General features: G+C 62.5%; 19 protein-coding genes. 3 read left to right on the top strand and 16 right to left on the bottom strand.

The genetic code is table 11. The features are described 5' to 3' along the window. Positions 1-77: 77 nt before the first annotated feature. The 3 genes from JG739_RS23690 to JG739_RS23680 are packed head-to-tail and all read left to right on the top strand — an operon-like array spanning position 78 to position 3175. Positions 78-2405: a type VI secretion system Vgr family protein gene (locus JG739_RS23690; protein WP_202363631.1), complete on the top strand. Its 2328-nt coding sequence runs from the start codon at positions 78-80 to the stop codon at positions 2403-2405. A 9-nt stretch (positions 2406-2414) separates the two neighbouring features. Continuing rightward, positions 2415-2840 (top strand): DUF6484 domain-containing protein, encoded by a 426-nt coding sequence (locus tag JG739_RS23685; RefSeq protein WP_202363630.1) that lies wholly within the window; start codon positions 2415-2417, stop codon positions 2838-2840. Then, on the top strand, positions 2840-3175 hold the full coding sequence (locus JG739_RS23680) for a hypothetical protein (RefSeq protein ID WP_202363629.1): 336 nt from the start codon (positions 2840-2842) through the stop codon (positions 3173-3175). Before JG739_RS23685 ends, JG739_RS23680 begins: the two co-directional genes overlap by 1 nt. A 66-nt stretch (positions 3176-3241) precedes the next feature. Here the strand turns inward: JG739_RS23680 and JG739_RS23675 are convergent, their stop codons facing one another. Genes JG739_RS23675 through tssB form a run of 16 tightly spaced genes read right to left on the bottom strand, consistent with a single transcriptional unit; the run spans position 3242 to position 22244 of the window. Further along, positions 3242-4147: a hypothetical protein gene (locus tag JG739_RS23675; protein WP_202363628.1), complete on the bottom strand. Its 906-nt coding sequence runs from the start codon at positions 4145-4147 to the stop codon at positions 3242-3244. An 18-nt stretch (positions 4148-4165) separates the two neighbouring features. Then, positions 4166-5233, bottom strand: coding sequence for a PAAR-like domain-containing protein (locus JG739_RS35510; RefSeq protein ID WP_244749534.1), 1068 nt, complete (start codon positions 5231-5233; stop codon positions 4166-4168). Further along, positions 5230-6255, bottom strand: a complete 1026-nt coding sequence (locus JG739_RS23665) for a beta-ketoacyl synthase N-terminal-like domain-containing protein (RefSeq protein ID WP_202363627.1) — start codon at positions 6253-6255, stop codon at positions 5230-5232. The genes JG739_RS35510 and JG739_RS23665 overlap by 4 nt, the downstream gene beginning before the upstream one ends. Continuing rightward, the gene (locus JG739_RS23660) at positions 6252-7349 is read right to left on the bottom strand and encodes a DUF2169 family type VI secretion system accessory protein (RefSeq protein WP_202363626.1); all 1098 of its coding nucleotides are present in this window, start codon (positions 7347-7349) and stop codon (positions 6252-6254) included. Before JG739_RS23660 ends, JG739_RS23665 begins: the two co-directional genes overlap by 4 nt. Beyond that, on the bottom strand, positions 7349-7891 hold the full coding sequence (tagF, locus tag JG739_RS23655; protein ID WP_244749533.1) for a type VI secretion system-associated protein TagF: 543 nt from the start codon (positions 7889-7891) through the stop codon (positions 7349-7351). Before tagF ends, JG739_RS23660 begins: the two co-directional genes overlap by 1 nt. After that, positions 7873-11409, bottom strand: a complete 3537-nt coding sequence (gene tssM / locus JG739_RS23650) for a type VI secretion system membrane subunit TssM (protein WP_202363625.1) — start codon at positions 11407-11409, stop codon at positions 7873-7875. Before tssM ends, tagF begins: the two co-directional genes overlap by 19 nt. A 1-nt stretch (position 11410) precedes the next feature. Continuing rightward, a complete protein-coding gene (icmH, locus tag JG739_RS23645; RefSeq protein WP_202367599.1) occupies positions 11411-12733 on the bottom strand; it encodes a type IVB secretion system protein IcmH/DotU in 1323 nt (440 codons plus the stop codon). A gap of 4 nt (positions 12734-12737) precedes the next feature. Next, a complete protein-coding gene (tssK, locus tag JG739_RS23640; protein ID WP_202363624.1) occupies positions 12738-14072 on the bottom strand; it encodes a type VI secretion system baseplate subunit TssK in 1335 nt (444 codons plus the stop codon). Between the two features lie 39 nt (positions 14073-14111). After that, positions 14112-14564 carry a type VI secretion system lipoprotein TssJ gene (gene tssJ, locus JG739_RS23635; RefSeq protein ID WP_202363623.1) on the bottom strand — a complete coding sequence of 151 codons (453 nt, stop codon included), beginning with the start codon at positions 14562-14564 and terminating at the stop codon, positions 14112-14114. Positions 14565-14567: 3 nt separating this feature from the next. Continuing rightward, positions 14568-16028, bottom strand: a complete 1461-nt coding sequence (gene tagH, locus JG739_RS23630; RefSeq protein ID WP_202363622.1) for a type VI secretion system-associated FHA domain protein TagH — start codon at positions 16026-16028, stop codon at positions 14568-14570. Next, on the bottom strand, positions 16025-17110 hold the full coding sequence (tssG, locus tag JG739_RS23625; RefSeq protein ID WP_202363621.1) for a type VI secretion system baseplate subunit TssG: 1086 nt from the start codon (positions 17108-17110) through the stop codon (positions 16025-16027). The genes tagH and tssG overlap by 4 nt, the downstream gene beginning before the upstream one ends. Further along, on the bottom strand, positions 17074-18948 hold the full coding sequence (tssF, locus tag JG739_RS23620; protein ID WP_202363620.1) for a type VI secretion system baseplate subunit TssF: 1875 nt from the start codon (positions 18946-18948) through the stop codon (positions 17074-17076). Before tssF ends, tssG begins: the two co-directional genes overlap by 37 nt. A gap of 1 nt (position 18949) precedes the next feature. Then, positions 18950-19705, bottom strand: coding sequence for a type VI secretion system baseplate subunit TssE (gene tssE / locus JG739_RS23615; protein ID WP_202363619.1), 756 nt, complete (start codon positions 19703-19705; stop codon positions 18950-18952). Beyond that, positions 19692-20147 carry a type VI secretion system tube protein Hcp gene (locus tag JG739_RS23610; RefSeq protein WP_202363618.1) on the bottom strand — a complete coding sequence of 152 codons (456 nt, stop codon included), beginning with the start codon at positions 20145-20147 and terminating at the stop codon, positions 19692-19694. The genes tssE and JG739_RS23610 overlap by 14 nt, the downstream gene beginning before the upstream one ends. 48 nt (positions 20148-20195) lie before the next feature. Continuing rightward, positions 20196-21701 (bottom strand): type VI secretion system contractile sheath large subunit, encoded by a 1506-nt coding sequence (gene tssC, locus JG739_RS23605; RefSeq protein WP_202363617.1) that lies wholly within the window; start codon positions 21699-21701, stop codon positions 20196-20198. 3 nt (positions 21702-21704) lie between these two features. Then, positions 21705-22244, bottom strand: coding sequence for a type VI secretion system contractile sheath small subunit (gene tssB / locus JG739_RS23600; RefSeq protein ID WP_202363616.1), 540 nt, complete (start codon positions 22242-22244; stop codon positions 21705-21707). Positions 22245-22247: the final 3 nt, after the last annotated feature.

The raw sequence follows: 22247 nt of genomic DNA, 5'->3' as shown, positions 1-22247 counted from the left end.
GCCAAGCGTCCCCTTTGGTCGCTGCTAGACATGTGCTAGGCTGAAGCAGAAACGAGCGGCGGGAGGGGGCACGACCCATGCCGAACGAACGTGCCACGGTTGTGCAGACGCCGGTTGGCGCTGACCTGTTGACCTTCACGCATCTTGTCGGGCGCGATGAGATCAGCCGTTGTTTGGCCTATACGGTCGGGTTCGTCAGCAGCAGCCCCGATATCGATCCGCTGAAGATGCTGGGCGGTGCGGTTTCGATCGAAGGTGAATCCGACCCGAAACGCTGGTTCAGCGGCCTTGTCTCCGAGTTTCGGCTGACCCGCATCGAGGACCGCCTGGCCTACTACGAAGCCGTCGTCAGGCCATGGCTCTGGTTTCTCGGCAATACCACCGACTGCCGTATTTTTCAGAACATGAGCGTCATCGAAATCGTCGAGGAGGTTTTCTCGAAATACAGCACGGCAAAGTTCGAGAAGCGCCTGCAAGGCTCTTATCCGCCGCGCGAGTACTGCGTCCAGTATGACGAGACCGATCTCGATTTCGTGCAGCGCCTGCTCGAGCACGAAGGCATCCTGTATTTCTTCGAGCATGACGAGGGTAAGCACACGCTGGTGCTCGCCGATGCCATGAACAAGCTCAAGCCGGCGCCGGGCTATGATAAGGTGCCTTATCACTTTGAAGGGCAGGGCTCCCGGCGCGATGTCGAATACATCACCGAATGGATTCCGGGCAGTTCGGTGCGGCCGGGCGCCTATGTCCATACCGACTATGATTTCAAGAAGCCGGGCGCCGACCTGATGGCGAAATCCGCCCAGCCGTTCAGTCACAAGCTGGCGGCGGGCGAGAATTACCGCCAGCCCGGCGCGCATCTCGACGTTGGTCGCGGCGACAGCCTGGCCGCGATCCGGCGCGAGGAAATCCAGGCCGTGCACCAGCGCATTGCTGCAGTCGGCACCGTGCGCGGCCTGTACTCCGGCTGCACGTTCAAGCTGGACGGCTTCCCAAGAGAAGACCAGAACCAGGAATATCTGGTGGTCAGCGCCGAATACAGGCTGTTCGATCCGGGCTACAGAGCCCTTGCCGATGTCGAAAGCGAGAACTTCAAGGTGATCCTCGGCGTGGCGCCGACCGCCTTGGCCTATCGCCCGCCGCGGGTCACGACCCGGCCGATCATGCGCGGCCCGCAGACGGCGACGGTGGTCGGTCCGTCCGGCGAGGAAATATTCACCGACAAATACGCACGGGTGAAGGTCCAGTTCCACTGGGACCGTCTCGGCAAGAAGGACCAGAACAGCTCCTGCTTCGTGCGCGTCTCGCAGACCTGGGCCGGCAGCGGCTGGGGCTTCATCCAGATACCGCGCATCGGCCAGGAGGTGATCGTCGACTTCATCGAAGGCGACCCGGACCTGCCGATCATCACCGGCCGCGTCTACAACGCCTCGCAGATGCCACCCTACGGACTGCCGGGCAACGCCACGCAATCCGGCTGGAAATCCGACTCCTCGAAAGGCGGCGGCGGTTACAACGAGCTGATGTTCGAGGACAAGGCCGGCTCCGAACTGGTCAATTTCCAGGCACAGAAGGACCACAACCTTCTGATCAAGAACGACCGCACCAAGCTGGTGCAGCACGACCAGTCCGACCGCATCGACCACGACGCCAAGCACTCGGTCGGCCACAACCTCGACGAGGACGTCGGCAACAACAAGACGGTCAAGGTCGGCGTCGACCAGACCACCGATATCGGCAACAACGACACCGAGACGGTGGGCGCGAACCGCTCGCTGACGGTCCAGGCCAACGAGACGATCCACGTCGTGTCGAACTCGACGGAGAATATCGACGCCAACCATTCGCAGACGGTGGGTATCGTCCAGACCGTCACCGTCGGCGCGGCGCGCATCGATACGGTCGGCGCCTCCGAGACGAGAAGTGTCGGCGCGGTGCAGTCGAACACGATCGGCGCGTCGAGGTCGGTGACTGTGGGGGCGGGGCAAAGCCATCAGATCGGTGCCGACGACGGCTGGAACATCGCTTCAAATCAGGACGTGACGATCGGCGGCGGCCAGGCCTTTAACATCGCCGGCGACCAGAAGTCGAAGATCGGCAAGGGAAGGCGTACTGAAATTGCCGCCGACGACGGGACCAAGGTGGGGGGCGCCTACGAGTTGCGGATCGCCAAAGCGAGCATGGTTCAGATCGGCGAGGACGGAAAGATCAATGTCGGCAAGACGTTCCTGATCGAGGCCGGCGACGCTATTGCACTGAAGTGCGGCTCTGCGAGCATTACCATGAAAAAGGATGGGACGATCACAATCGAAGGCAAGGACATCAGCATCAAGGGATCGGGCAAGATCAATGTGAAGGCCTCAAGCGACATCACCATGAAGGGTTCGGAAATAAAGCAGAACTGAGGACACGCCATGTCGGCGACAAAAGAGCGGATTGAAGGTGTAGTAATCGGCATTTTTTTGGGTTTCGGAGAGGATTCACCCCTTGTGGTTTTCCCGGGCAATCCAAAGGAAACTGCCGTTTCAGCGCGAAGCCTTTCGGAATTGACCTCCGACATGATCGGCGCCGAAGTGGCGCTGCTGTTTCAGGACGGCGACCCCGGCAGGCCGCTGATTGTTGGGCGTATTGTTGACCCAGCGCACAAGTCGGGTGCACCGCACATCGTTCGGAACGGAGAAAATGTGCGGATCAATGCGAACGAGCGAATCGAACTTCGCTGCGGCAAGGCCACGATCATCATGGAAAAAGACGGCCGCATCACGATCCGCGGCACTTATGTAACGAGCCATGCCAGCGCTACGAACCGTGTTCGTGGGGCATCGGTGAACCTAAACTGATGCCCAAGGTTGTCCTGCGCGAGATTGTACGGCAGCATGCGGAAATGGCGGCGTTTCTTTGGACCGTCTATGACCATCATTTGCTGAATCCAGACGAGAATCCCGATATGGACGAGGAGCGCCTTGCTCGGCTCGTTGAAAGGCTGGACGCTCATATTGATGGCCTCCGGATCGCCGGTGAAGTGGGGCGGGAAGTCTCAGAGGCGCTTTACGCCGAGTATCCGGAAGCCGGAGAAATGTTCGTTTTGCGGATGTTGGTTGACGGCGCGCCGAAACGCATTGCCGAACTCGACCTTGCCAATGTGCGGGCATATCTGTCGCAGAACGGCCGCTAGTCTAGTGGCCACATCACCCGTCTGAACCTTGTAAGGGGAGAGCTGAGGGTAACCAACTGAGTGGTGTCAGATAAGTCGAAGGCCGTCGTCATAGACGAGCGTAAGCGTCTTCCATCTGCGGCCATCAAAGCGCCACGCTGTGTCGATGCCGGCGACGTACAGGAACTCGCTATCAGTGCGCAGATCTGAAGCAATGCCTGTATCCTCGAATGGCTGAAGCGCGTCAGCCGTCTCGATATTGAGGCCGGCCTCGTCGCCCCAATAGGCTTTGCCATTGAAGCTGCGCACGGAGAGATATGTCATGTCGGAGGTGGCGGTCATCTCGGTTACTTCCTCATTTGCAATCCGAAGGCAGACGCCGTCGTCCCCGGCGACCCTGATCTTGCCGTCCGGCGCGACGTCGATACCGCGCAACTGATCGTGCCGATGTGTTTCCAAGGCCTGCCAGCCTGTCCCCACCAGACGGTGGAGAGTGCCCATCTCACCGCATGCATAGATGCCGTGCTTGGGGTGTCCATGAATATCCAGGTACTCATTTGCTCCGAGTGGCGTAACGGCCTGCCACCGCGACCCAACGAGGCGGTAGGCCACACCGTCCGTGCCAACGGTGATCGGTCCCCCGGTATCCTCTGCCCAGACCTGCCTGAGGCTTTTATCGCTGACTTTGTCACGCGTCCAATTGGTACCTGCGTACCGCCAGATCCAAGTGGTCGCTTCAAGTGCGAACAACTCCCCTGAAGGCGCGGCTGAGAGCGCCATCAGCCATTCAGACGTCACTAGTGCGCCACGAGCTTTCTTGGGGTCGAAATTCTCGACGACAAAAATCACGGAGACAGTGGTGACGTAATCGGCGTCGCTGAGCAGGAACAGGATCGCCACTTTGTTGCCGCTCAATGGCGCAACCTGCAGGCATTCGATGTCGGTGTCCGGATCGGTTGCGAATCCCTCGAGGTCTTCCTTGTCCATCTTCATTCGCTTCGTCCTTTCCGGCTAACAGGAAACTTTCGAGGGGGCGACATCTGCGGCTGTCACAACGACGGACTCCCCACCCGCCGCTTTCCTGAGGCGCTTTTTGGCAACTTGCACGAGACGAGCCTGATCCTTCGCCTTAGGGCAAGTCCCGTGGCAGGCTTTCTTGTCCTTCACTTCCTTCTCGGACTTGTTCATGCTCGTCTTCATGTATTCCATGTTCGCAGTCTTGAGGCACTCTGTGGCGGCGGCGTGCACAGCATGCGGAATTTTCGGATCGTCCAAGTTCCTGACCGTGCTGTTCACGCATTCGTCGGTAAAGTCACCCAGCTTGCCGGCAGAATTGTTGCTCAGCCAGTTGCGGGCATCCGCCGACTTCTTGTTGTGCGGGGTTTTGCGTTTCTTGCCGACCACCTTTTTGCCGGGCGCGCCCGCTGCCTTGGCCTTGGCAGCTTCGCCGGCGAGCCATTTCGCCTTCATGCAAATGCATGGCGCTTCCTTGTCGTCATAGTCCTTGCAGCAGTCCAGGGTCAGGTCGCGCACGCCTTCGGCGGTGAAGAACTGGACCTCAACGGTATGCTCCTTTTCGTAGCCTTCCGGGCATTCAAGTTCCTTGTACGGCTTTATCTCAAGATCGGAGCATTTGAAGGTCGCGGGCGTGGCCGTTGCCACCTTGGGCATTGGAGGTCCGCCGGCGGTAGGGGAGGCGTGATCGTTCGACGAAATGTCAGTGAAACGGCTGATCGGCTCGCCGTCCATCTTAACGTCGCCGGACCAGGCATGGGCGTACTCTTTGCCGGTGTTTACCGAGGTGATGATGTTCTTCTTGGGCGCGCAGCCGGCCTCATTGCCAGTGCATTTGGTGTAATAGGATTTGTTCTTCTGGGTGACAGTCTTCCCGCCGATCTTGACCGTGCCGGTTCCGTTGTCCGTGTCACTGTCCATTCCAAACGTTGGATAGGGAACCGGAACTCCCGGCGGGGTTGCCGGAGTTTGCGGCGGAGTGAAGCAGACGTATGGAAAGGCCGCGATAACCTGGTTAGCCTGCGCCTTGCAGGCAACCTCAAGGCCATTGGCATAGACGGTCATGCCGTCCTCCCATAAGCGAATACTGCGGCGCCGCAGGCACCGGCATCGGACGAGGCCTCGATGAGAACCGGATTGCCGGCGGCATACCCTTTGCCGGCTGCGGTCCAAGCCATGCCAACCATGACTGGAACGGCTGCGGCGCCAACGTTTCCCAGAGACTCAGCGGGCGACCATAAGTCCTGAAACTCATGGCGTCCCCGCAGGAGGCGGATCGAGGCCAACGCGGTCTGCTTGAACCAGTACTGCTCGCCGATCAGGTCCGCGATGCGATAGCCGAGCCGGTTCATGTCAATCCCGGTCTCTCGGAATGCCACATCATATGCCGCCGTCATGCCATCGGCGCGTAGCGGCAAATCCCGGTCGTTGTAGATCGAAGCTTCCTCGCGCGAAAGACCGAGTCCGAAGAGCCTGAAACCGTTGTTTCGCGGTCGTGTGCAGATAACCGCAGCCGCGGCTTCGCCTGGAATGAAGCCGTTGGAATTGTCTGCGGTCAACAAGCGGCCCCTGCTGAGGTAGTGGGAAATTGTTGGCCCCGTCAGATAGCTGTCGACGCCCGCGATCATGACATAGGGAGCTTCGCCGGATGCAATCAGTCTGCGGGCCTGATCGAACGCGACATGTCCGGAAGGACGACCATAAGCCACGATACGAGAGCGCAGATGAGGTTCGATTTCAACGATCTCGCTGATCCGACGGAGCAGGGAAGAATTGTCTTTCACCGGTCGGCCGGGCCGATCCTCCTCCGGCAGGCAAAGGATGAGCGCCGTCTGTCCTCGCGCTTGCGGGTGATTTTCGAAAGCCTCCGATATAGCCCCGGCTGCCAGATGGGCTATACGCTTCTCCCCGATCCAGTTGCGTGGCAGCGGCACGGGCGCACCAGTAAGCCATCCTGCGGGTGAGCCGACGAAACGGGTTTCCTGGAAACCATCGAGCCGAGCGCGCATCGCAGCGCAAGCGGAGGGCGCGTCGAGGCCAACGGCAGTCACCATACCAACCGAAACAATCTCGATCGGAGTGGTCATGCCTCTTCCTCCTCCGGCGCGATGCCGTTGGCACGGATATACGTGCGCCCCGTCGCGCGCGCCCTCAGCATAGCCGGCGTCGGCGGACCGACCCAGCACTCCGAGAAATCGAGGATGGTCCGTTGGATGCGCTGCGAGATGCGCCAGACGAGCGAGAAACGCCGATTCTCGGGATCGAGGAGAACTGTGTCTGGAAGGATGTCGGCCTCATAGGCCTTATGCCTGCCCTTGAACAACGTCATTGGCAGTGCTGTCGAAGGCAGCCGGAAGCTCACCCGTCCTTCCGATGTCAGGTTGACCAGCTGCACCTCCTCGCCACCCCTCGGCAGATCGATCTGCTGGTCGGCCGGCGCCATCTGAAAATAGCGTTCGTCGAAATCCGGCGGCAGGAAGGGAAAGATGTTCTTCGACCAATTGTCGTCATAGGTGCCGCCATACTCAATGCGGCCAGGCCAGCCACGGCCCATCGGCCCGAAACTCATCGGCTTGTAGTCGCCGAATGGCGAGCGGATCTCCTCGTCGACCACCTGCGTGTTCGGCAGCCGCAGGCCCGGAATGAGGCGCTGGTTCTTGGTGCGCGACCAGCCGGTGCCGACCGGATTGTATTTGTAGCTGGCCGGGAGCTCGTCTTCGGGGTCCAGTCTGTCTACACCGCCCCAGGCGACATCATAGGAGATGGGCATTTTTAGGAAGGGCTGAGGCGAGGTGGCGGTAAAGACCGGGCCGATGGAGCGCCATTCACGATGGCCGACGACCTCGAAGAGCTTCGACCAAATGCCCACCTTGATGCCGACCGGCACACGCTCCGCCGGGCGTCCTCCTGGCGCGTAGGCACAGCCGTTGGCAATCACGTCGCAGCGAGGTTTGCGGAATGCAAAATCGGTTTCCCAGAGCGTGGCGGAATAACCCGGTTGGCCAGTTTGCGTGTCAGCGAAAACCAGAGGAACTTGTTCCGCCGATTTGCGCACATCTCCGCCAGGTGTCTCCGGAAAATCGAACGTCCCCTTCACCACGACGACGAGCCAATCGTGCCCTGCAACATCCGCTGCTGCCGTGAACTGATGCGGATACCCCATCTGGTTCCAAATCTGCATCAGCTGGTCTCCCAGCTTGCCGCAAAGATCTGCTCCAGCGTGGCTTGCGGCGACAGCGGATCAACGTCGAAAATGTCCGAATGCGCAGTCCACATCACCATGTCGCAAATAATCTCGTCGCCCGGCTCGACCGGCGGCACCGGCAGTGCGCTCAAAGCGGTATCGAATTCGTCAGGCGTCAGCTCGCCCCGTTGGGCGGCGATGGCCGCCTCTTCGATCGCGGCAAACCACGCATCGGCGCGAGTCAACTGAATAGAAGCGTCAGCAAGCTGCGCGACGACGCTCAAAGGGAACTGCCTTCCGACCCTGTCGGCGCTCTGCAGAATGATGCCGGCCGAGGCGCCGAACGCAGCCGGGCCGGCCAAAAAGCGCAGCGCGGTGGTGCGCGGCCAGGTTTCCGAGCCGATCAGCGGGACGATGTACTGCGCCAGCCAGCGGTCCCAAACGCGCACAAAATCGGCCGGCAGCCGCCGCGTGACGAAATCGCCGTTGGCGGGCATTTTGCCGTAAAAGCCGGGCAGGATCATATCTGCGGCGGACATGAGAATTTCTTGAACATTTGCAAATTGTAGGGATTTTCGACGCTTGCCGCCTTGAGCTCGAAATCGGCGTACATGCCTTGTGTGCCCAGCCGCAGGCTGTAGACGTCGGACAGCGAGGTGCCGGTGAAGCGGCCGCTGCGCAGCAGTCTCAGCCATGCCCAGCTGCCGGTTTCGTTCAACATGACTTCGGGCGAGCCGTCGATCGGCTGGAAGGCGAGCGAGATGACGCCGGTGCCGTCCTTGCCGGGCCAGGTCATCGGCTGCGGCCGCGTCGCGTTGTTGTAGTAGACGAGGTTCTGGCCATCGAGATTGAGCGTCACACGCGTGACGTTGGGCGACAGGTCCTTGGGTTGCAGCGTAAAACTCATCACCGGCCCCGTACCACCTGGAAACAGATCGTCGCGGATCCGCCTGGCCTGTTCGAATGCCGCCAGGGCCGCCGCATCGAGGCCGAAATCGGCGCGCCATTTCCATGGCTGGCTGGCGGTGTCGACATAGCTGATCAAATGGTCGTTGATGAAGGTGTCGATCATCCCGGCCGGCCCGAACAGGCGGGCGAAATCGCGGACATTGACGTCGACCGCGCTTTCGGGGCTGAACGGATAGCGGTCGTTCAGCGCCGCCTGGCAGAACGGCAGGATGTCGGCGCGCCAGATGGCGTTAAGCTCCGAGGTGACCGCCTTCTGCGTCAGGCCGCTGGTGTCGCCGGCAATGCCGCCGAGCCAGTCATCGACCGGATCGGGCAGGATCTGCGCCTGCCTGGCGACAGCTCCGGTCAGTTCGGCCAGCCCGCCCTGTTTCTTGATGGCGTCCTGCGGGTCGGGATTGGCGGTTACCGTCTGCAGCACGTTCGAAAGTGCGGTCAGCGCCACCACCGCGGCGTCGAGTGCCGGCGGCTGGCCGTCGACCTCGGCGATCGCCCCCTTGAGCGGCTTGAAATGTTCGGCCACCAGACTGCCTGTTAGATCCACCTCGTTGGCCGAGCCCGCGCGCGGCAGCAGTTTTGCGCCTGTCTTGGCCAGCTTGCCAAGCTTGCCGAGTTTGCTGAGCAGTTTCGAGCCGGCCTTGGTTGCCGCCTTGTTGTCGGCCGGCGCTTCGTCGGACCGGGTCAGCTCGGTCTCCTGAACGACCGCCGTCAGCAGGCGCTTCAGCGCGGAGTCGGCGCTCGAAAGGTCCTTGAGGTTCTCGCTGGCGACATTCAGGTCGGCCAATGGCGCGAGCCTGATATCGCGCAGGATGCTGTCCCATTGCGCGATGTAGTCTTCGTAATAGAGTTTTAGAATATCCTCCGACAGCGCCGAGACCGAGGTTTCGGCATTTTCCGAACAGCCTCCGGCAAAGACCGCCCGATCCAGCGCGGCCTGGGCGGCGACATCCTCGACCCGCTCGAGAATGGCGTCGTGGAAGCCGGAATAGGTGAACGCGCCCGAAATGCCGACGCGCAGCGTCTTGTCGGAACGCCGTGCAAAGACCTTGGCGCCGTTGGGGCCGGCGAAATTCGCCGGGATCCATTCCTTGAGGCCGGCCACCGCCGGGTCGGCCAGCAACTGCCTGTAGGCACGCGCCGGCAGCGAAATCGTGCAAACCGTTTTCAGCGCCTCGGCAACCAGCGCCTGGTCCGGCGCGATGTAGCTGTCGTCGACCGCCATGCGGCGGATCGCGGCAAGCTGGTGCTCTTCCGCGTCGGCGGTCGGAAAGGGCGCTGCCGGTGCGAATTCCGGCAAGTCGTTGACCCACCAGTTCTGGACGTAATCGGCGTCCATCTGCGACAGGCCCGTCATCATGCGATAGCTCTTCAGCGCCCCCAGCATGAAATCCGGATCGCGGATCTGCCGCCACATCGTCGCCTCGAGCAGAGCGACCATGTGCGGCTCGAGAATGTTGCGCAAAGCGTGTTCGTAAGTGTCGGCCTGCGCCCGCAGCAGCTCCGCCGATGCCGATGGCCCGAGCAGGTCCTGGGCACTGCTTGGCGGTGCCGTTCGGGCATTTGCGACCTCGGCCATCGCGTTGAGCGCGCTGTCGATGGCCGGCTGCTCCACCGATGCCGGGCTTGCGGCTGCCGCGGTCAGCGGCGCCTGCAGTGCTTCGAACTGGCCCGCCTGCGCTGCGATCGCATTGCTGTTGTCATAGTAGGACCAGGTGAACATCGCACCGGCCAACAGGGCGGCGGCGGCACAGGCGGCCGCGGCGCCACGCCAGATCCAGGCGCGGCGGCGCTGCGCCAGCGGATCGAACGTTCCCAGGCCGGCTTCCCTGAAGATGACCTCGGTCAGCAGGTTCTTCAGGAAAAAGCTGCGTTTCTCGACGCGCGGTGCCGGCATCGCCCGTCGCGGCGGAAGCCCGAAGGATGACGACAGCGCTGCGGTCAGCCGGTCGATGGGCGCGCCTTCCTGGGTCGCCGAGGTCAGATAGAGGCCGCGCAGCCAGGCGGCTTCTTCATAGCGGCTTTCGCCGAACATCGCCTCGACCAGCACCTGGATAGGCTCGGACAGGCTCGTCAGCTGGGCGGGAAACCTGAAAATCTCGGCGCGGGCGGCGAGTTTGTCCTCGTCCTCCAGGCGCGGCACCAGCCGCCGCTCGAGTTCCGTCGCCAGGGTGGCGATTTCCCGCTCTATGGTCTTTGCGTCGACACGCGCATCCAGCGCGAAGGTCGTGCCCCAGACCTGCTCGCGCGAGGCCGTCGACAGGCCGCCGAAGAAAGCCTCGAAACCCTTGATCAGATCGGCCTTGGTCAGCATCAGATAGACCGGAAGGCGGATTTCGAGCCGGTCGTTGAGCTCGGCCAGGCGACGACGGATCTTGCGGCCATAAGCCTTGATGGCTTCGTCGCCCTCTGAAAGCGCATCGATCGAAAGCGCGACGATCAACCCGTTGAGCGCCCGGCGGCCACGGTGCTTTTTCAACAGGTCAAGGAAGCCCAGCCATTCCGCCGCATCGACGTCGGGCTGGCTCTCCTGCTGCACATAGCGGCCCGCAGTGTCGATCAGAACTGCGTTCTCGGAGAAAAACCAGTCGCAGTTGCGCGTGCCGCCAACTCCCTGCAGATCGTCGGTGAGATCGATCGGAAAGTTCAGGCCGGACTGGCGCAAGGCCGTGGTCTTGCCGGTGGCCGGCGGCCCGACGATGACGTACCAGGGCATCTCGCGCAGGAACTTGCGTCCGCCCAGCTTGCGGCGCTTCAATTCGGCCATCACCTCGGCGAACTTGGCGCCAACGGCGGCGACGTTCTCTTCGCCGGGGCTCAGCGGCTTTTCGACCACGGGCGCAGCGATTTCGGCGACGAACATGCGATTGGCTCGGATCGCCCGGCGCTGCGCGACGATCAGCCAGATCAGCCAAAAAATGACCAGCAGCGCAATGATGACGATGCGGACGTTTTCCGAGGCGAAGGGCTCGTAAGCGCCGATCCTGACGATCGGGCCGAACACCCAGATGACCAGAGAAAGCAGCGCGATGCCGATCAGCGTCCACAGCCAGCGCGATGTCAGAACCGCCCAGAGGAAGCGCAGGATGAACATCTCACAGCCTCTTTTCGACCAGCACCTCGACGCGGCGGTTCAAGGCCCGTCCCGCGCGGGTGCTGTCGTCGGCCACTGGATCGGTAGCTGCACGTCCTTCGAAGCGAATGCGGTCCTGCGGCACGCCGTTCTGGACCAGCATCTCGGTAATGGTTGCTGCGCGCGCTTCCGACAGCCGCTGGTTGGTGGAAAGCGGATTGGACCGCTGCAAGGGAATACTGTCGGTATGGCCGACCACGGTGATGTTTCCGATCAGTTCCTGATTGGCGAGGATCACTTTGGCGATTGAACCGATCAGCGGTTCGAAGCCTTCCGTCAGTGTCGGCCGCGACGACTGGAACAGTTCGGGGTTGGAGGCCTGAATGATCAGCCTGGCCAGCGAAACGCTCTCGGTGCCGCTTAGCGCGGCTCTGAGGTTGGCCGGCGCTCCGGCCTGGAACTCCGGCACCAGCGCGAAATCCACTGCCTCCGGCGGCGGCGCGTCGACCTGTGGCGATGTCCGGCTGATATCGCCGCGTGCCGGCGGCGGCAAAGCACGAACCAGCGTCGAAAGCTCGACCGCCTGACTGCTCAGTCCCATCGACAGCCCGAGATAGATTGCAGTGGCGAGAACCGCCGCGCCGAGCCCCATCACCCAGATCGGCACGATGAAGCGCTGCGGCTCGTCGGATGCGATCACGCCTTTCCAGTTCGGCGACAGCGGTGCGCCGTCGGCATCGGCATCGCGCAGAAAGCGCGCTGCAGCAACGCGAACCGCATTGATCGAGCGGTCGCCCGACCGGCCCGGAACACGATATTTGCCGCGAAAACCGAGCGCCAGGCAATGATATTGCAGTTCGAGCAATTCGCGATCCCGGTTCGGATGCCGCTCCAGTTCGTCGAGACGCGTGAAGAACTGCGTGCCGGCATCGACATCGCCTCGTAGCATCACCACAAGCGGCTGGCGCGGCCATGCGCTGGCGCCGCCCCATGGCGTGTTCAGGGCCAGATCGTCGAGCAATGCCGCCACCACCCAGGCTGCCTGGTCGGCGCGCTCCAGAGAGGACCCCGACGCCATTGCCGCGTCACGTGCTCGAACCAGCTCGTCGAGCAACCGGGTGCGCAACGCTTCCGGGTTTTCCGGCGGCAGCGCGCTTTCAAGCTCGGGGGCGAATTCGAGCAGGGGGGCGAATGCGTTGACCAGCGTGTTCGGATGCGTACGCGACCGTTTGATCGGCACGCCCGACAAGAGTGGCGTCATCGGTCGCGGGATCGGCGCGCCGGTCAGTCGTATGCGCGTGCGTTCGCGATCCTCCGACAGTCCGAAAGGATCATCCCGGCTCATCATCTCACCTGTTTACCGAATAGCAGTCGACCTGCGGTTCGCTCGGCAGCACCCCCGACACACCGATGACGAAACCGGGGGCATCGAGCAGCGAGGCCCAGTGCTCGCTTTTCTGATCCAGCTCAAGGCACAGCCGATCGCCATCGTAGGGGATTTCGCGGGGCTGGGAATGAAGCGGCTTCAGTGGAATGCCCGGTAGACGGGATTTCCAAAGGCCCTCGAACTGATCGGCCGAACCGACGGTCGCCTGGTTGACGAAAATCTTGCGCAGGGCGTCTTCCGACAACTCGGAACCGACCCGGATGACGATCCGGCTGGCCACCAGCAGCTTCGGGTTGTCGATGCGGATTTTCCAGACATTGGTTGAATGCCGCATGACCGGCAGTGCGCGTGATTTGGGCTCGATGTAGCGCAGGCTCAGGATGAGCGAGCGCAAGGCGTCAGCCAGCGCCGAATAGGCGGGGCCGGGCGCCATGTGATCGTAGGCAGGCAACTCGCTCAGCCGTCGCGCGCTTGAGCCATAGGTCGCCATCGAACCGGCAAGACCGGCAAGCTCCAGGTAGAGTTCGGCCGGATGGAAGACATCCTGAGCCAGCATGTGCGCCAGCCGCGGACGCGCCGCATTGGCGAGATTGAGCATCAGCAGGTCTTCGACGCTGCGCCCTGGCCCGCCCATGACCATTTTGCCATGCGCCTCGGCGATCTGGTCGAGGCCGGTGACAACCTCCAGAAGCAACTGCCGGTACCAGGCCACCGCTCCGGTAACCAGTGTCGGCGGCAGGAACGTCTCGTCCAGCGAGACGCCGCCATCGGCTCGAACCCCTTTGATGTCGGCGATCGGCAGGGCGGTGTAGCCGCCAACCGATTTTCCGGGTGCAATCAGCAGCGCCTGCGGGCGGGCGATCTCGATTTCTTCAGGATCCGAACCGCCCTGCACGGCGTCGCGCACCGAAACGATCCGCCCATGATAGCGTGCGCCGGTCGATGCGGCGTGCGCCGGATCGAAGCCGACACCACCGGCCGGCTCGAGCGGCAGGCCAACCAGCACCGGTCCCGCACCCGTATCGGCGGTGACCGGCAGCGGTCGTGGCGCGTCCATCAGGTCGGGGATGGAGAACGGGGTTCCATCCGGAAAGATGCCCCGTGCCGACAGGATCGAGACTTGGCCGGCATCGAGCATTGCCTGGTCCAGCGTCAGCTGCTGAAAGCCGAACGTATGCAGCTGCCCGGCCTGCAACGCGCCGCGCACGGTCGCCTCGAAAAAGCGATCCTGCTGCTGAAAATGCTGGGTCCGCAGAAACAGGCCTTCGGACCACAGCACCCTGTTTGCATCGCTCATGCCGCTACTTCCTGCATCGAGCACCCCTTGCCCTGGCCGCTAGGCAGAAATGCCGCCGCTGCCAAGCGTGACGTTGACGGTAACTGTTGATCCCGGCGACACCGACTTGGTCGTACGCCAGCTGCGGCCGCCGGGCTCGCGAACGAGGGCAACGAAGCCCAGCGCAGCCGCGTCCGGCTCGACCGTGATGGTTTTGGATGCGGTCTTTCCGGGCCCGACGGAGATCTGGTCGGATCCGATGAGATCGCCTGCGAGTGCCGAGCCGGCATCCCCCTGCAGCGCGAAATAATCGGCCGAGTTGAATTTACCGGTGCTGCGCAGCCGCATCACGAGGACCGTCACCGGCCGGTCGCCGCCGCCTGGTCCCGGGTTCATGCCGGCCGCGCCGGTCAGGTTGACGGTCACCGCGGATGGCTTTGGCGGACCGCTCTGGCAAGCAGCAAGCAGCCCGGTTGCGCCCAGGGCAACGACAAATTCGCGGCGATCGATCATGTTTCACTCCTCCTCATATGCATCTCGAAAATCAGCGCCGATTTCGCCCAAAAAACTCGATTCCGCGCTCTGGGCGATTTCACGATGGCGTTTCTGGTAAAGCTCCCACAGCCTGGCGCGGCGCCCGCCCGAAAGCACGGTGCCGATCGCGGAACTCGATTTGAGCTCTTCCTCGATTGCTGCCGGGTCAAAACGGTCGATCATTCGCCGCAAGGCGGACTGCACGCCTCGCCAGGCGCGCACATGATGTTGCGCGAGATCACGGACCGCGTCGGCGATTGCCGCTTCGCCGGCCAGAAATCCGGGGCTGCGCTCCGCGATGAGGGTCACGATGGCGTCGTCGACCGTCGGCAGAAACTTGAGCGGATTGACTTCAGAGGCCCCAACCACCGTCTGGGCGACGCGAGCGTTTCCCTTTTCCTCGGCCCGCTTGCGCAGCAGCTGCATCAGGCCTTCCATCATCAGCCGATACTCGCGACCGAATTTTTCCATTTCCGCGACGCTGTCGCGTCCGGGAAAATCGGCTTCCTCGATGCCCATGCCACGCAGGAAAGCGCTGCGAAGGGCCATGTTCGCCGGTTGCGCCGCTGCCGGGGAGGGGGCGGGCTTGGGCGCAACGCCAGCCCGTGGCGCAGATGGGATAGCTGCCGCCGGGCCAGGTAAATCCCAGGGATGGGCCGGCTCTCCGGCGACGTGTTTGCGTTGACCGGCCGAGCCGTTTCTCAAATCGGGCGACGCGGCCGGCCCGAAACCGAAACCGTCATCGAATTCGGAGGACCTTCTTGAAACGGGCTGGCCTGGAACGGGCTCGCTTGCACCGGAAGGTGCCGGATCGAAGCTGAATGGGTCTGCGGCGTCCGGCGCACCACGCGGTTCGGAATAGCCGGCGCCATTCGGCGCTGGCGTTGCTACCGGATCGAGGCTGAACGGGTCGTCGAAGGCAGGCGAACTGCGCTGGTTGGCGCGCTCGAACGCTCCCGGAACGGGTTGTTCGAACGGGTTCGGCAGATCGGCGGGACGCGGTCGGCGCGGCTCTTCTTCGACCGGGGCTGAAAAGAAGTCATCGCGGCCGATGCTTACCGGCGCGCGCGATGCCGGCGGCGACGGTTCGGCGAACGATTGACTGGCCACAGGTGCATGAGCGACCGGCGTCTGCAGATCGACGCATACGATATAGTCGCCCAGCCTCAGCCGCATGCCGTTCTGAAGACGGGCCGACGTGCCGGTGCCGAGCGGGCTGTCGGAATCGTTTATGAACAATCCGCTGCTTGATGTGTCGGTGACGAAATATCCATCCCGCCCGCCGGTGATCCTGCAATGGGCGCGTGAAACGAACATGTCGGGATCGTCGATCTGCCAGTCCGCGTCCGCGCTACGGCCGATCACCAGTTCACCCTCGTCCAGCCGGGTCTGCCGTACCGCCTGGGTGCGGGGCCCGTGCTCCAGCGTCAGCAGCAGACTCATGCCGCGACCTCCGCCATTTCTGGCCGCCATCCGACGATCGTCCGCAGCCGCATATCGTCAGCATCGCCCCTTTCGGCGGGCCGCGCAAGCCAGGTGGTTCGGCCGAGCTGTACCGCTCCGATAAGCGGCGGCGGCACTGCTTCACGCGCGAGCACGATCCGCAGATCGACGTCGAGCGATTCCCCGACCATGTCGCGAACCGCCTGCTTGAACATTTTCAGGCGTTGGCCGCCCGGCAGGAACGTCTTGAACTCCTCGTAGCCGATTGGGCCGACGCGCAGCTCGATCCTGCTTTGGCGGCTGAAAACGCGCGGGCCGATCGTCGCCCCGCGGCCCAGCACTGCGTAAGCCTGGGTAAGCCGGGTCTGCAGCGCCGCCGGGATGGTCATCCAGGTGGCAACGAATTCCTTGATCGCGACCGGCACCTTGAACGCTTCCGCCAGGAACAGCGTCAGCCGCTCCGGACCGTCGACCTGGCTGGCGAGCGACGCGGCCTGGCGAAGTTTTACTGCGTCGAGCTCGGGATTTTGGGTGCCGGGAAGTCCGGTTCCCGCCATGGCTTCAAGCATGGCCCTTACCCGACCGCCGACCGCACGTTCAACCTGTACCGCCGGATGCGCGTCGGCCCAGGCCCGATAATACAGGGCGATCATCCGGTGTTGGAGAATATTGACGAAATCCACGAACGTCGTGTCGACGGTCTGTCTTGCGTCAGCGCCGGTGAACCAGCGTTGCGACAGACGATCGAGCACCCAGCGTGTCAAATGAAGCGGCATCGGGCCTTCCGGTCCCATCAGCCCGAGATTGGCAACCGTGACCCGGGCCGGCGTCCCGTCCTTCCCCGACGACTTGTCCTTCGCTTGGCGGAACTCAACCACGTCCTTGGCGGAAAAGCTGAGGCGCACATGCTGCCCGAGCCGTGCCGGCTCGCGATCCGCGCGGCCGGAATAGCCGAACAGCCCGCCCCGTTGTTCTAGCCGGCGCAACAGTTCGAAAAAGTCGAACGTATCATCCAGCGCTTCGGCCCGGCCCGGATCGAGCGTGCCTAGATCAGGTAGCGATTGCCGGGCGTCATCGGCCATGGCACATCCTCCTGCTTCTGCAGCAGCCGCGTGCGGGTCCGCACAAAGCCGTTTATTCCGGCGTGACGGGCAAACAGCCGGGCAAGCAAGGCCGAAAGCAGCAATGTGCTTTGCCCGGCCAGCACCGACTGGTCCACATGCAAAGTCACTTCCGTGCCCCGTCCGAAGCACATCGGCCCATCGATCTGCAGCCGTTCGATGACGGACCGCGAGTCGATGCGAACGATCGAGTGCACGTTGCGAGCCAGGCTCGGATCGCCCCGGTCGGCATAAAGATCGAGCAGCGCATGCAGCGGATCGACACCGCGGCCTTCCTTGGCGAGGCTGAGAAAGTTGAGGGCCAGCTGCGCCACCAGCCGCCATGCGAGATTATCGGCGCGGGATTCGCCTTCGGCGCCGGCGGGCAGCGCGGCCGGGATAGCCGGCTGGGGCGGGCGCAAGGCACCGATGAGCCGGACCGTTTCGACCGGATCGCCTGTCTCCAGCGTCAAGGTCGGGTTGTCGTCGAGGATCGGCAGATCGCGATTGGTGCAAAGTGCCACGATGTCGAGACGCTTCAGCGGCCGGTTCGCTGGGCTTCCGGCCGGCCGTGAAACCGAAAGGAAAACGTCGTCTCCGGTGTAAGAAGTGCGGGTCAGTCCGTCGCGCCGCTCATCTTCGGTGGCCCGGCGAGGGCGCCGTTCGGTGGAATAGACCCAGCCATTGCTGCGGTTTTGCCCCAGGCTGAACAGCTCCGGAATTTCGGCGTCAGGACCCTCGGCATCGGCGTCCTCGACGCGGGTCACCCGATAGATTTCGAAGTCGCGCGCCCGCGTGCGGTCGGCATGCAGCACTTGCCGTGTTCTGCGCGGATCTAGCTCGATGACATTGCAGTCACGCTCGAACAGGTTGATGATCGGCGTCGCGAAAAGTTCGAAATCCGCCGGCGTCACATCGGCAAGCTCGGGTACCGGACGCCGGAACATGAAGATGATCTCGACCCCGGCCTCGCATCGGCGCACGACCGATTGCAGTCCTGAAACCCGCACGTAGTGAAAGCGCTCGGGCATCATGAAATATTCACGCAGCAGGCGGTAGCCTTCGAATGTCGGACGGGTACGAGGCATCAACGCCTCGTCGTCGCTGATGCCGACCATTTCGGGTTCCGGCAACGGCGACAGCGGATTGGCCTTGCCCTCGGCGCGGGCGCCAACGGCCGAGCAGGCGCCGAAAATCGCGTCGAACAGCAATGGCGCTTTGGTGCGTCCGGCAAAATAGAAATCAAGCCGGTCGAGCGCCAATTCGCCGAGCTTGCCTTTTCCGGTCCGACCCAGCGTGATGCGCAGCGCCGCCTCGCCGCCTACGCCGCCGATCGGCGTTATGCCGGCCGCCGCCAACCCGCTGCGATCCTGGAAATAGCTGACCGCCGTGATGGTTATCGGCCACAGCGTGATTTCCTGCGCGGTGGTGAATGTGCAGCGCGTCGACAGGCCGGGGTGCAGACTGGACACCAGCCGCGTGTTCCGCTTGATGACATGGCCGGCAATCATCGACTGGACCTGCTGGCCGGGTTTCAGCACTGCCATCGCCGTTGCCGGCGCCGGGGTTACCAGATCGGGATAAAGCACATCCAGCACGCTGCGTGAAAACCGCGAACGCTCGGCGTCGACTTTCATTCTGGTGCGTGCAGCCAGGAATGCGACGCCGTCAAGCAGTCGCTCGACATACGGATCCGGGCAGGGGACGGTATCGAGAGAAAGATTGCGTGCCACCGCCGGATGCATGTCGGCAAATTCCGCCGCGAGTCCGCGGATATGGGTCAGTTCCTCCTCGTAATATTCTACGAAGACCCGATCCATCTCAGCTTTCCCTGAATTCGGTCCGCGCCAAACCGTTATCGAGGTTGACTGTTGTGCGCAGGCGCATGCGTTCCGGCGTCGGCGTCATGATCAGCACAGCGTCTATCTCGATCTTCAGGCCCGCACTCTTGTCACCAAGGGTCACCGCTACCTTGGTTGCGCTTTCCCTAAGACGCGGCTCGAATGTGGCAAGAACCGAGCGGATCTCGCGCGCCAGGGCATCGCGATCGAAGTCGCGGGACGAACGGCCCGAAAACGACGGCACGCCGTAGTTGACCACGCTTCGGCGCACTTCGGGAAAATCGGCCAGCGATGGCGGATTGTCTGCAGCCTGTTCGTTTTCGAAATCGGAAAGAAGCGGAACAGCTTCGAAACGCTCGGTGTTGAACAGGGCCTCGATGTCGCGCCGCACCGCCTCCCTGAGGACGCGGGCCGATACGACCACGCCACGGCTTTCGATTTCGGCGCGGTGTTGGATCTGAAAGCCCAGGCGGTGCAGACGCCGCTTCTGATCGGATGTCAGTTCCATGTCGGCATCGATGAGCCGCGCGCTGCCGGCAAGGAGCGTATCCAGCCGGTCCGCGCCCAGCTCGTCCTGCAAGGTCTGACGCAGCCCGTCTATCTCGGAGGTGACGCCCGGCAGGTCGTTGACGAGGCGGTCCCAAAGAGAGGGCTGGACCGCCTCGCGTTTCGCCCGCGAACTGCCGGTAACCTGTAGCTTGTCGGCGCCGGTCCGCCGCGCCTCACTTGCCGACATAGACATCCATTTCGATTTCGTCATCCTTGTCATAGACGAACTTGATCTTCTTGTAGGCGAAGCTGACCTCCTCCTCGATCAGGTCTTCCTCGTCCTCGGCCTGCGTCATGTCGTATTCCATGATCGAAGCGTCGGTCAGGGTGACGACCAGGTAGTCGCTGGTTTCGCCATCTATGGTCCGGCGTGCGGAGAACACCACTTCATCCAGCGCCTTGTTGTCGAACAGCGCCTTTTTCAGATAGGGCGAGGACTTGTCATAATGCTTGGTGAACTTGATCATCCCCAGCGACACGCGGCCGCGGCGCGAGAGCGAATTCGGATCATATGGCGCGATCATCTTGTAATCGACCCCGTGGACTTCGATTTCGTCCTCGTGGCCGTCGCGAACGCTTGGCCCTTTGATATCCGGAACTTTTAGAAAACCATCAATTTTCACGGGCATTGTCTTCCTCCAGCGTTTTCAAACAAAACAGGACTATGTTGCTGCAAATCAAGCCTTTACGGACGGTAGTTCCGACACCAGTCGAAGCGAGGCGTTGATGCCCTCCAACTGGTAATGCGGGCGTAGATAGAAGCGGGCGTTGTAGTAGCCCGGCCGCCCCTCGACGCTGTCGACCTGGACCTCGGCGGCGGCAAGCGGGCGCTTGGCGCGCGCTTTGTCGTCGGCAAAGGCCGGGTTGGCCAGCACGTATCGGTTGATCCACTCGGTCAACCAGATCTGCATGTCCGACCGCTCCTTGAACGACCCGATCTTGTCGCGCGCGATGGCTTTGAGGTAATGCGCAAACCGCGAAACCGGGAAGAGATAGGGCAGGTTGGCGCTCAGCCGCTCGTTCGACTGCGCGTCGGGATCGACCAGCCGGCCGGCGCGGGTCTCGTCGTCCTGCAGCGAATGCGCGCCGATGAAAGCCGCCAGATCCGTGTTCTTCCGGTGCAGGATGGGCATCAGGCCGAGCTTGGCCAGTTCTGCCTCGCGCCGGTCGTCGATGGCGACTTCCGTCGGACATTTCATCGCCACCGATCCGTCGTCGGTGGGGAAGGAGTGCACCGGCAGGTTGATCACTGTGCCGCCGTTCTCGACGCCGCGGATCTGCGTGCCCCAGCCATAGAGCTTGTGGCTGCGGTTTATGTTCACGCCCATTGGGAAGGCGGCGTTCATCCAGACGTATTTATTGTGGTCGCCCTGGACCTCTTCCTCGAAGGTGAAACCCTTCACCGGAACGGTATCAGTGCCGTAGGGCAGTCGCGCCAGGACCCGCGGCATAGTCAAGCCGATATAGCGCGCATCCTCGCTCTCGCGCAGCGATTGCCACGAGGCGTAGGCGGCGTTGGAGACGATCTGCTGCAGGTCCTGCGGGTTCGGCAGTTCCTGCCAGCTGTCCATGCGGAACAGGCGCGGCGAGGCCGCCGCGATAAACGGCGTGTGCGCCGAGGCGCAGACGCCCGAGATGTTGCGCAACAGGCCGACGTCACGCGGATGGTTGGAGAATTCGTAGGCGCCGATCAGGCAGCCGATTGGCTCGCCGCCCAGCATCGAATACTCGTCCGTATAGACCTTCTTGAAGATCGGGCTCTGGTCCCACATCTGGCCTTCATAGTCTTCAAGCGTGTCGGCGAGTTGCTCCTTGGAAATGTTCATCACCCGGATCTTCAGCTTCTGATCCGTCTCGGTGTTGTTGATGAGATACCACAGGCCGCGCCATGTGCCTTCCATTTCGCGCACTTCCGGCGCGTGCAGGATCTCGTTGACCTGCTCCGACAGCATCTTGTCGATGCCCGCGATCAGCGACTTGATCGACTTGATCGCGTTGGACGAGATGGTCGTGGTTTCGGATCGCGACTGCGCCGCCAGCGCGAGATTGCGAACGAGTTGCTGCAGCTTCTCGCTATCGTCCTTCTTGACCTTGAAATCCTTTTCCAGGAGCCCGCTGAATTCTCCGAGATCGATGGTCTCCGCCTCGGCGGCGACGTCTGCGGTTTTTTGCTGTTCGGCCATGACTTACACCTCAACCTTGTCTTCGTCCGACAATGCCTGGCTGGCGATCTTGCCAAGAAGCGGCTCGTTGTTCAGAAGCTGCGCGATGCGCTTTTCGGCGTCGACGCGGCCATCCATGAAGCCGAGCAGTTCTTCGAGCTGGCGACGCATCTTGAGGATCTCGGCCAGTTGCGGGACCTGTTCGGCAATCTTGTCCGGGGCGAAATCGCCCATCTTGGTGAAGGTAAGATCGAGCGCCAGCTCTTCCTCCCGCTCGGCGCCCTCCGCCTGGGGTAGTGTATTCTTCACGCGGGCTTTCACGCGTGGCCCGAGCGCCTCCATGAACTTGGGGAAGCGATTCGCGTCGGTTTCGACAAAGGCGCGGTCCAGTACCGACTTCATCGCTTCCTTGGTCTGTGAGGCGCCGGAAAGATCGGCCATCACCCCCATGACGAACGGCAATTCGATCGTCGTCGGGCTACCATAGGTTTCCACGTCATAGGCGATCTGCACGCGCGGAGCGCGGTTCCGTTCGATGACTTTCGCTTTGCTTTCAGCTGGCATGGC

Origin of the sequence: Mesorhizobium sp. L-2-11 (genome assembly GCF_016756595.1) — a bacterium.
Classification (GTDB): domain Bacteria; phylum Pseudomonadota; class Alphaproteobacteria; order Rhizobiales; family Rhizobiaceae; genus Mesorhizobium.
The sequence above is the reverse complement of the archived record's forward strand: the minus strand, read 5'-3'. Positions and strand labels throughout refer to the sequence as shown.

Bases quoted from the DNA above. Each gene is read 5' to 3' on its own strand.
- tagF (WP_244749533.1), bottom strand. From the start codon at position 7,891: ATGTCCGCCGCAGATATGATCCTGCCCGGCTTTTACGGCAAAATGCCC.
- tssC (WP_202363617.1), bottom strand. From the start codon at position 21,701: ATGGCCGAACAGCAAAAAACCGCAGACGTCGCCGCCGAGGCGGAGACC.
- tssK (WP_202363624.1), bottom strand. From the start codon at position 14,072: ATGAGCGATGCAAACAGGGTGCTGTGGTCCGAAGGCCTGTTTCTGCGG.
- tssB (WP_202363616.1), bottom strand. From the start codon at position 22,244: ATGCCAGCTGAAAGCAAAGCGAAAGTCATCGAACGGAACCGCGCTCCG.
- icmH (WP_202367599.1), bottom strand. From the start codon at position 12,733: ATGAGCCGGGATGATCCTTTCGGACTGTCGGAGGATCGCGAACGCACG.
- JG739_RS23665 (WP_202363627.1), bottom strand. From the start codon at position 6,255: ATGACCACTCCGATCGAGATTGTTTCGGTTGGTATGGTGACTGCCGTT.
- tssE (WP_202363619.1), bottom strand. From the start codon at position 19,705: ATGTCGGCAAGTGAGGCGCGGCGGACCGGCGCCGACAAGCTACAGGTT.
- tagH (WP_202363622.1), bottom strand. From the start codon at position 16,028: ATGAGTCTGCTGCTGACGCTGGAGCACGGGCCCCGCACCCAGGCGGTA.
- tssG (WP_202363621.1), bottom strand. From the start codon at position 17,110: ATGGCCGATGACGCCCGGCAATCGCTACCTGATCTAGGCACGCTCGAT.
- JG739_RS23685 (WP_202363630.1), top strand. From the start codon at position 2,415: ATGTCGGCGACAAAAGAGCGGATTGAAGGTGTAGTAATCGGCATTTTT.
- JG739_RS23680 (WP_202363629.1), top strand. From the start codon at position 2,840: ATGCCCAAGGTTGTCCTGCGCGAGATTGTACGGCAGCATGCGGAAATG.
- JG739_RS23675 (WP_202363628.1), bottom strand. From the start codon at position 4,147: ATGAAGATGGACAAGGAAGACCTCGAGGGATTCGCAACCGATCCGGAC.
- JG739_RS23610 (WP_202363618.1), bottom strand. From the start codon at position 20,147: ATGCCCGTGAAAATTGATGGTTTTCTAAAAGTTCCGGATATCAAAGGG.
- JG739_RS35510 (WP_244749534.1), bottom strand. From the start codon at position 5,233: ATGACCGTCTATGCCAATGGCCTTGAGGTTGCCTGCAAGGCGCAGGCT.
- JG739_RS23690 (WP_202363631.1), top strand. From the start codon at position 78: ATGCCGAACGAACGTGCCACGGTTGTGCAGACGCCGGTTGGCGCTGAC.
- tssJ (WP_202363623.1), bottom strand. From the start codon at position 14,564: ATGATCGATCGCCGCGAATTTGTCGTTGCCCTGGGCGCAACCGGGCTG.
- tssF (WP_202363620.1), bottom strand. From the start codon at position 18,948: ATGGATCGGGTCTTCGTAGAATATTACGAGGAGGAACTGACCCATATC.
- JG739_RS23660 (WP_202363626.1), bottom strand. From the start codon at position 7,349: ATGCAGATTTGGAACCAGATGGGGTATCCGCATCAGTTCACGGCAGCA.
- tssM (WP_202363625.1), bottom strand. From the start codon at position 11,409: ATGTTCATCCTGCGCTTCCTCTGGGCGGTTCTGACATCGCGCTGGCTG.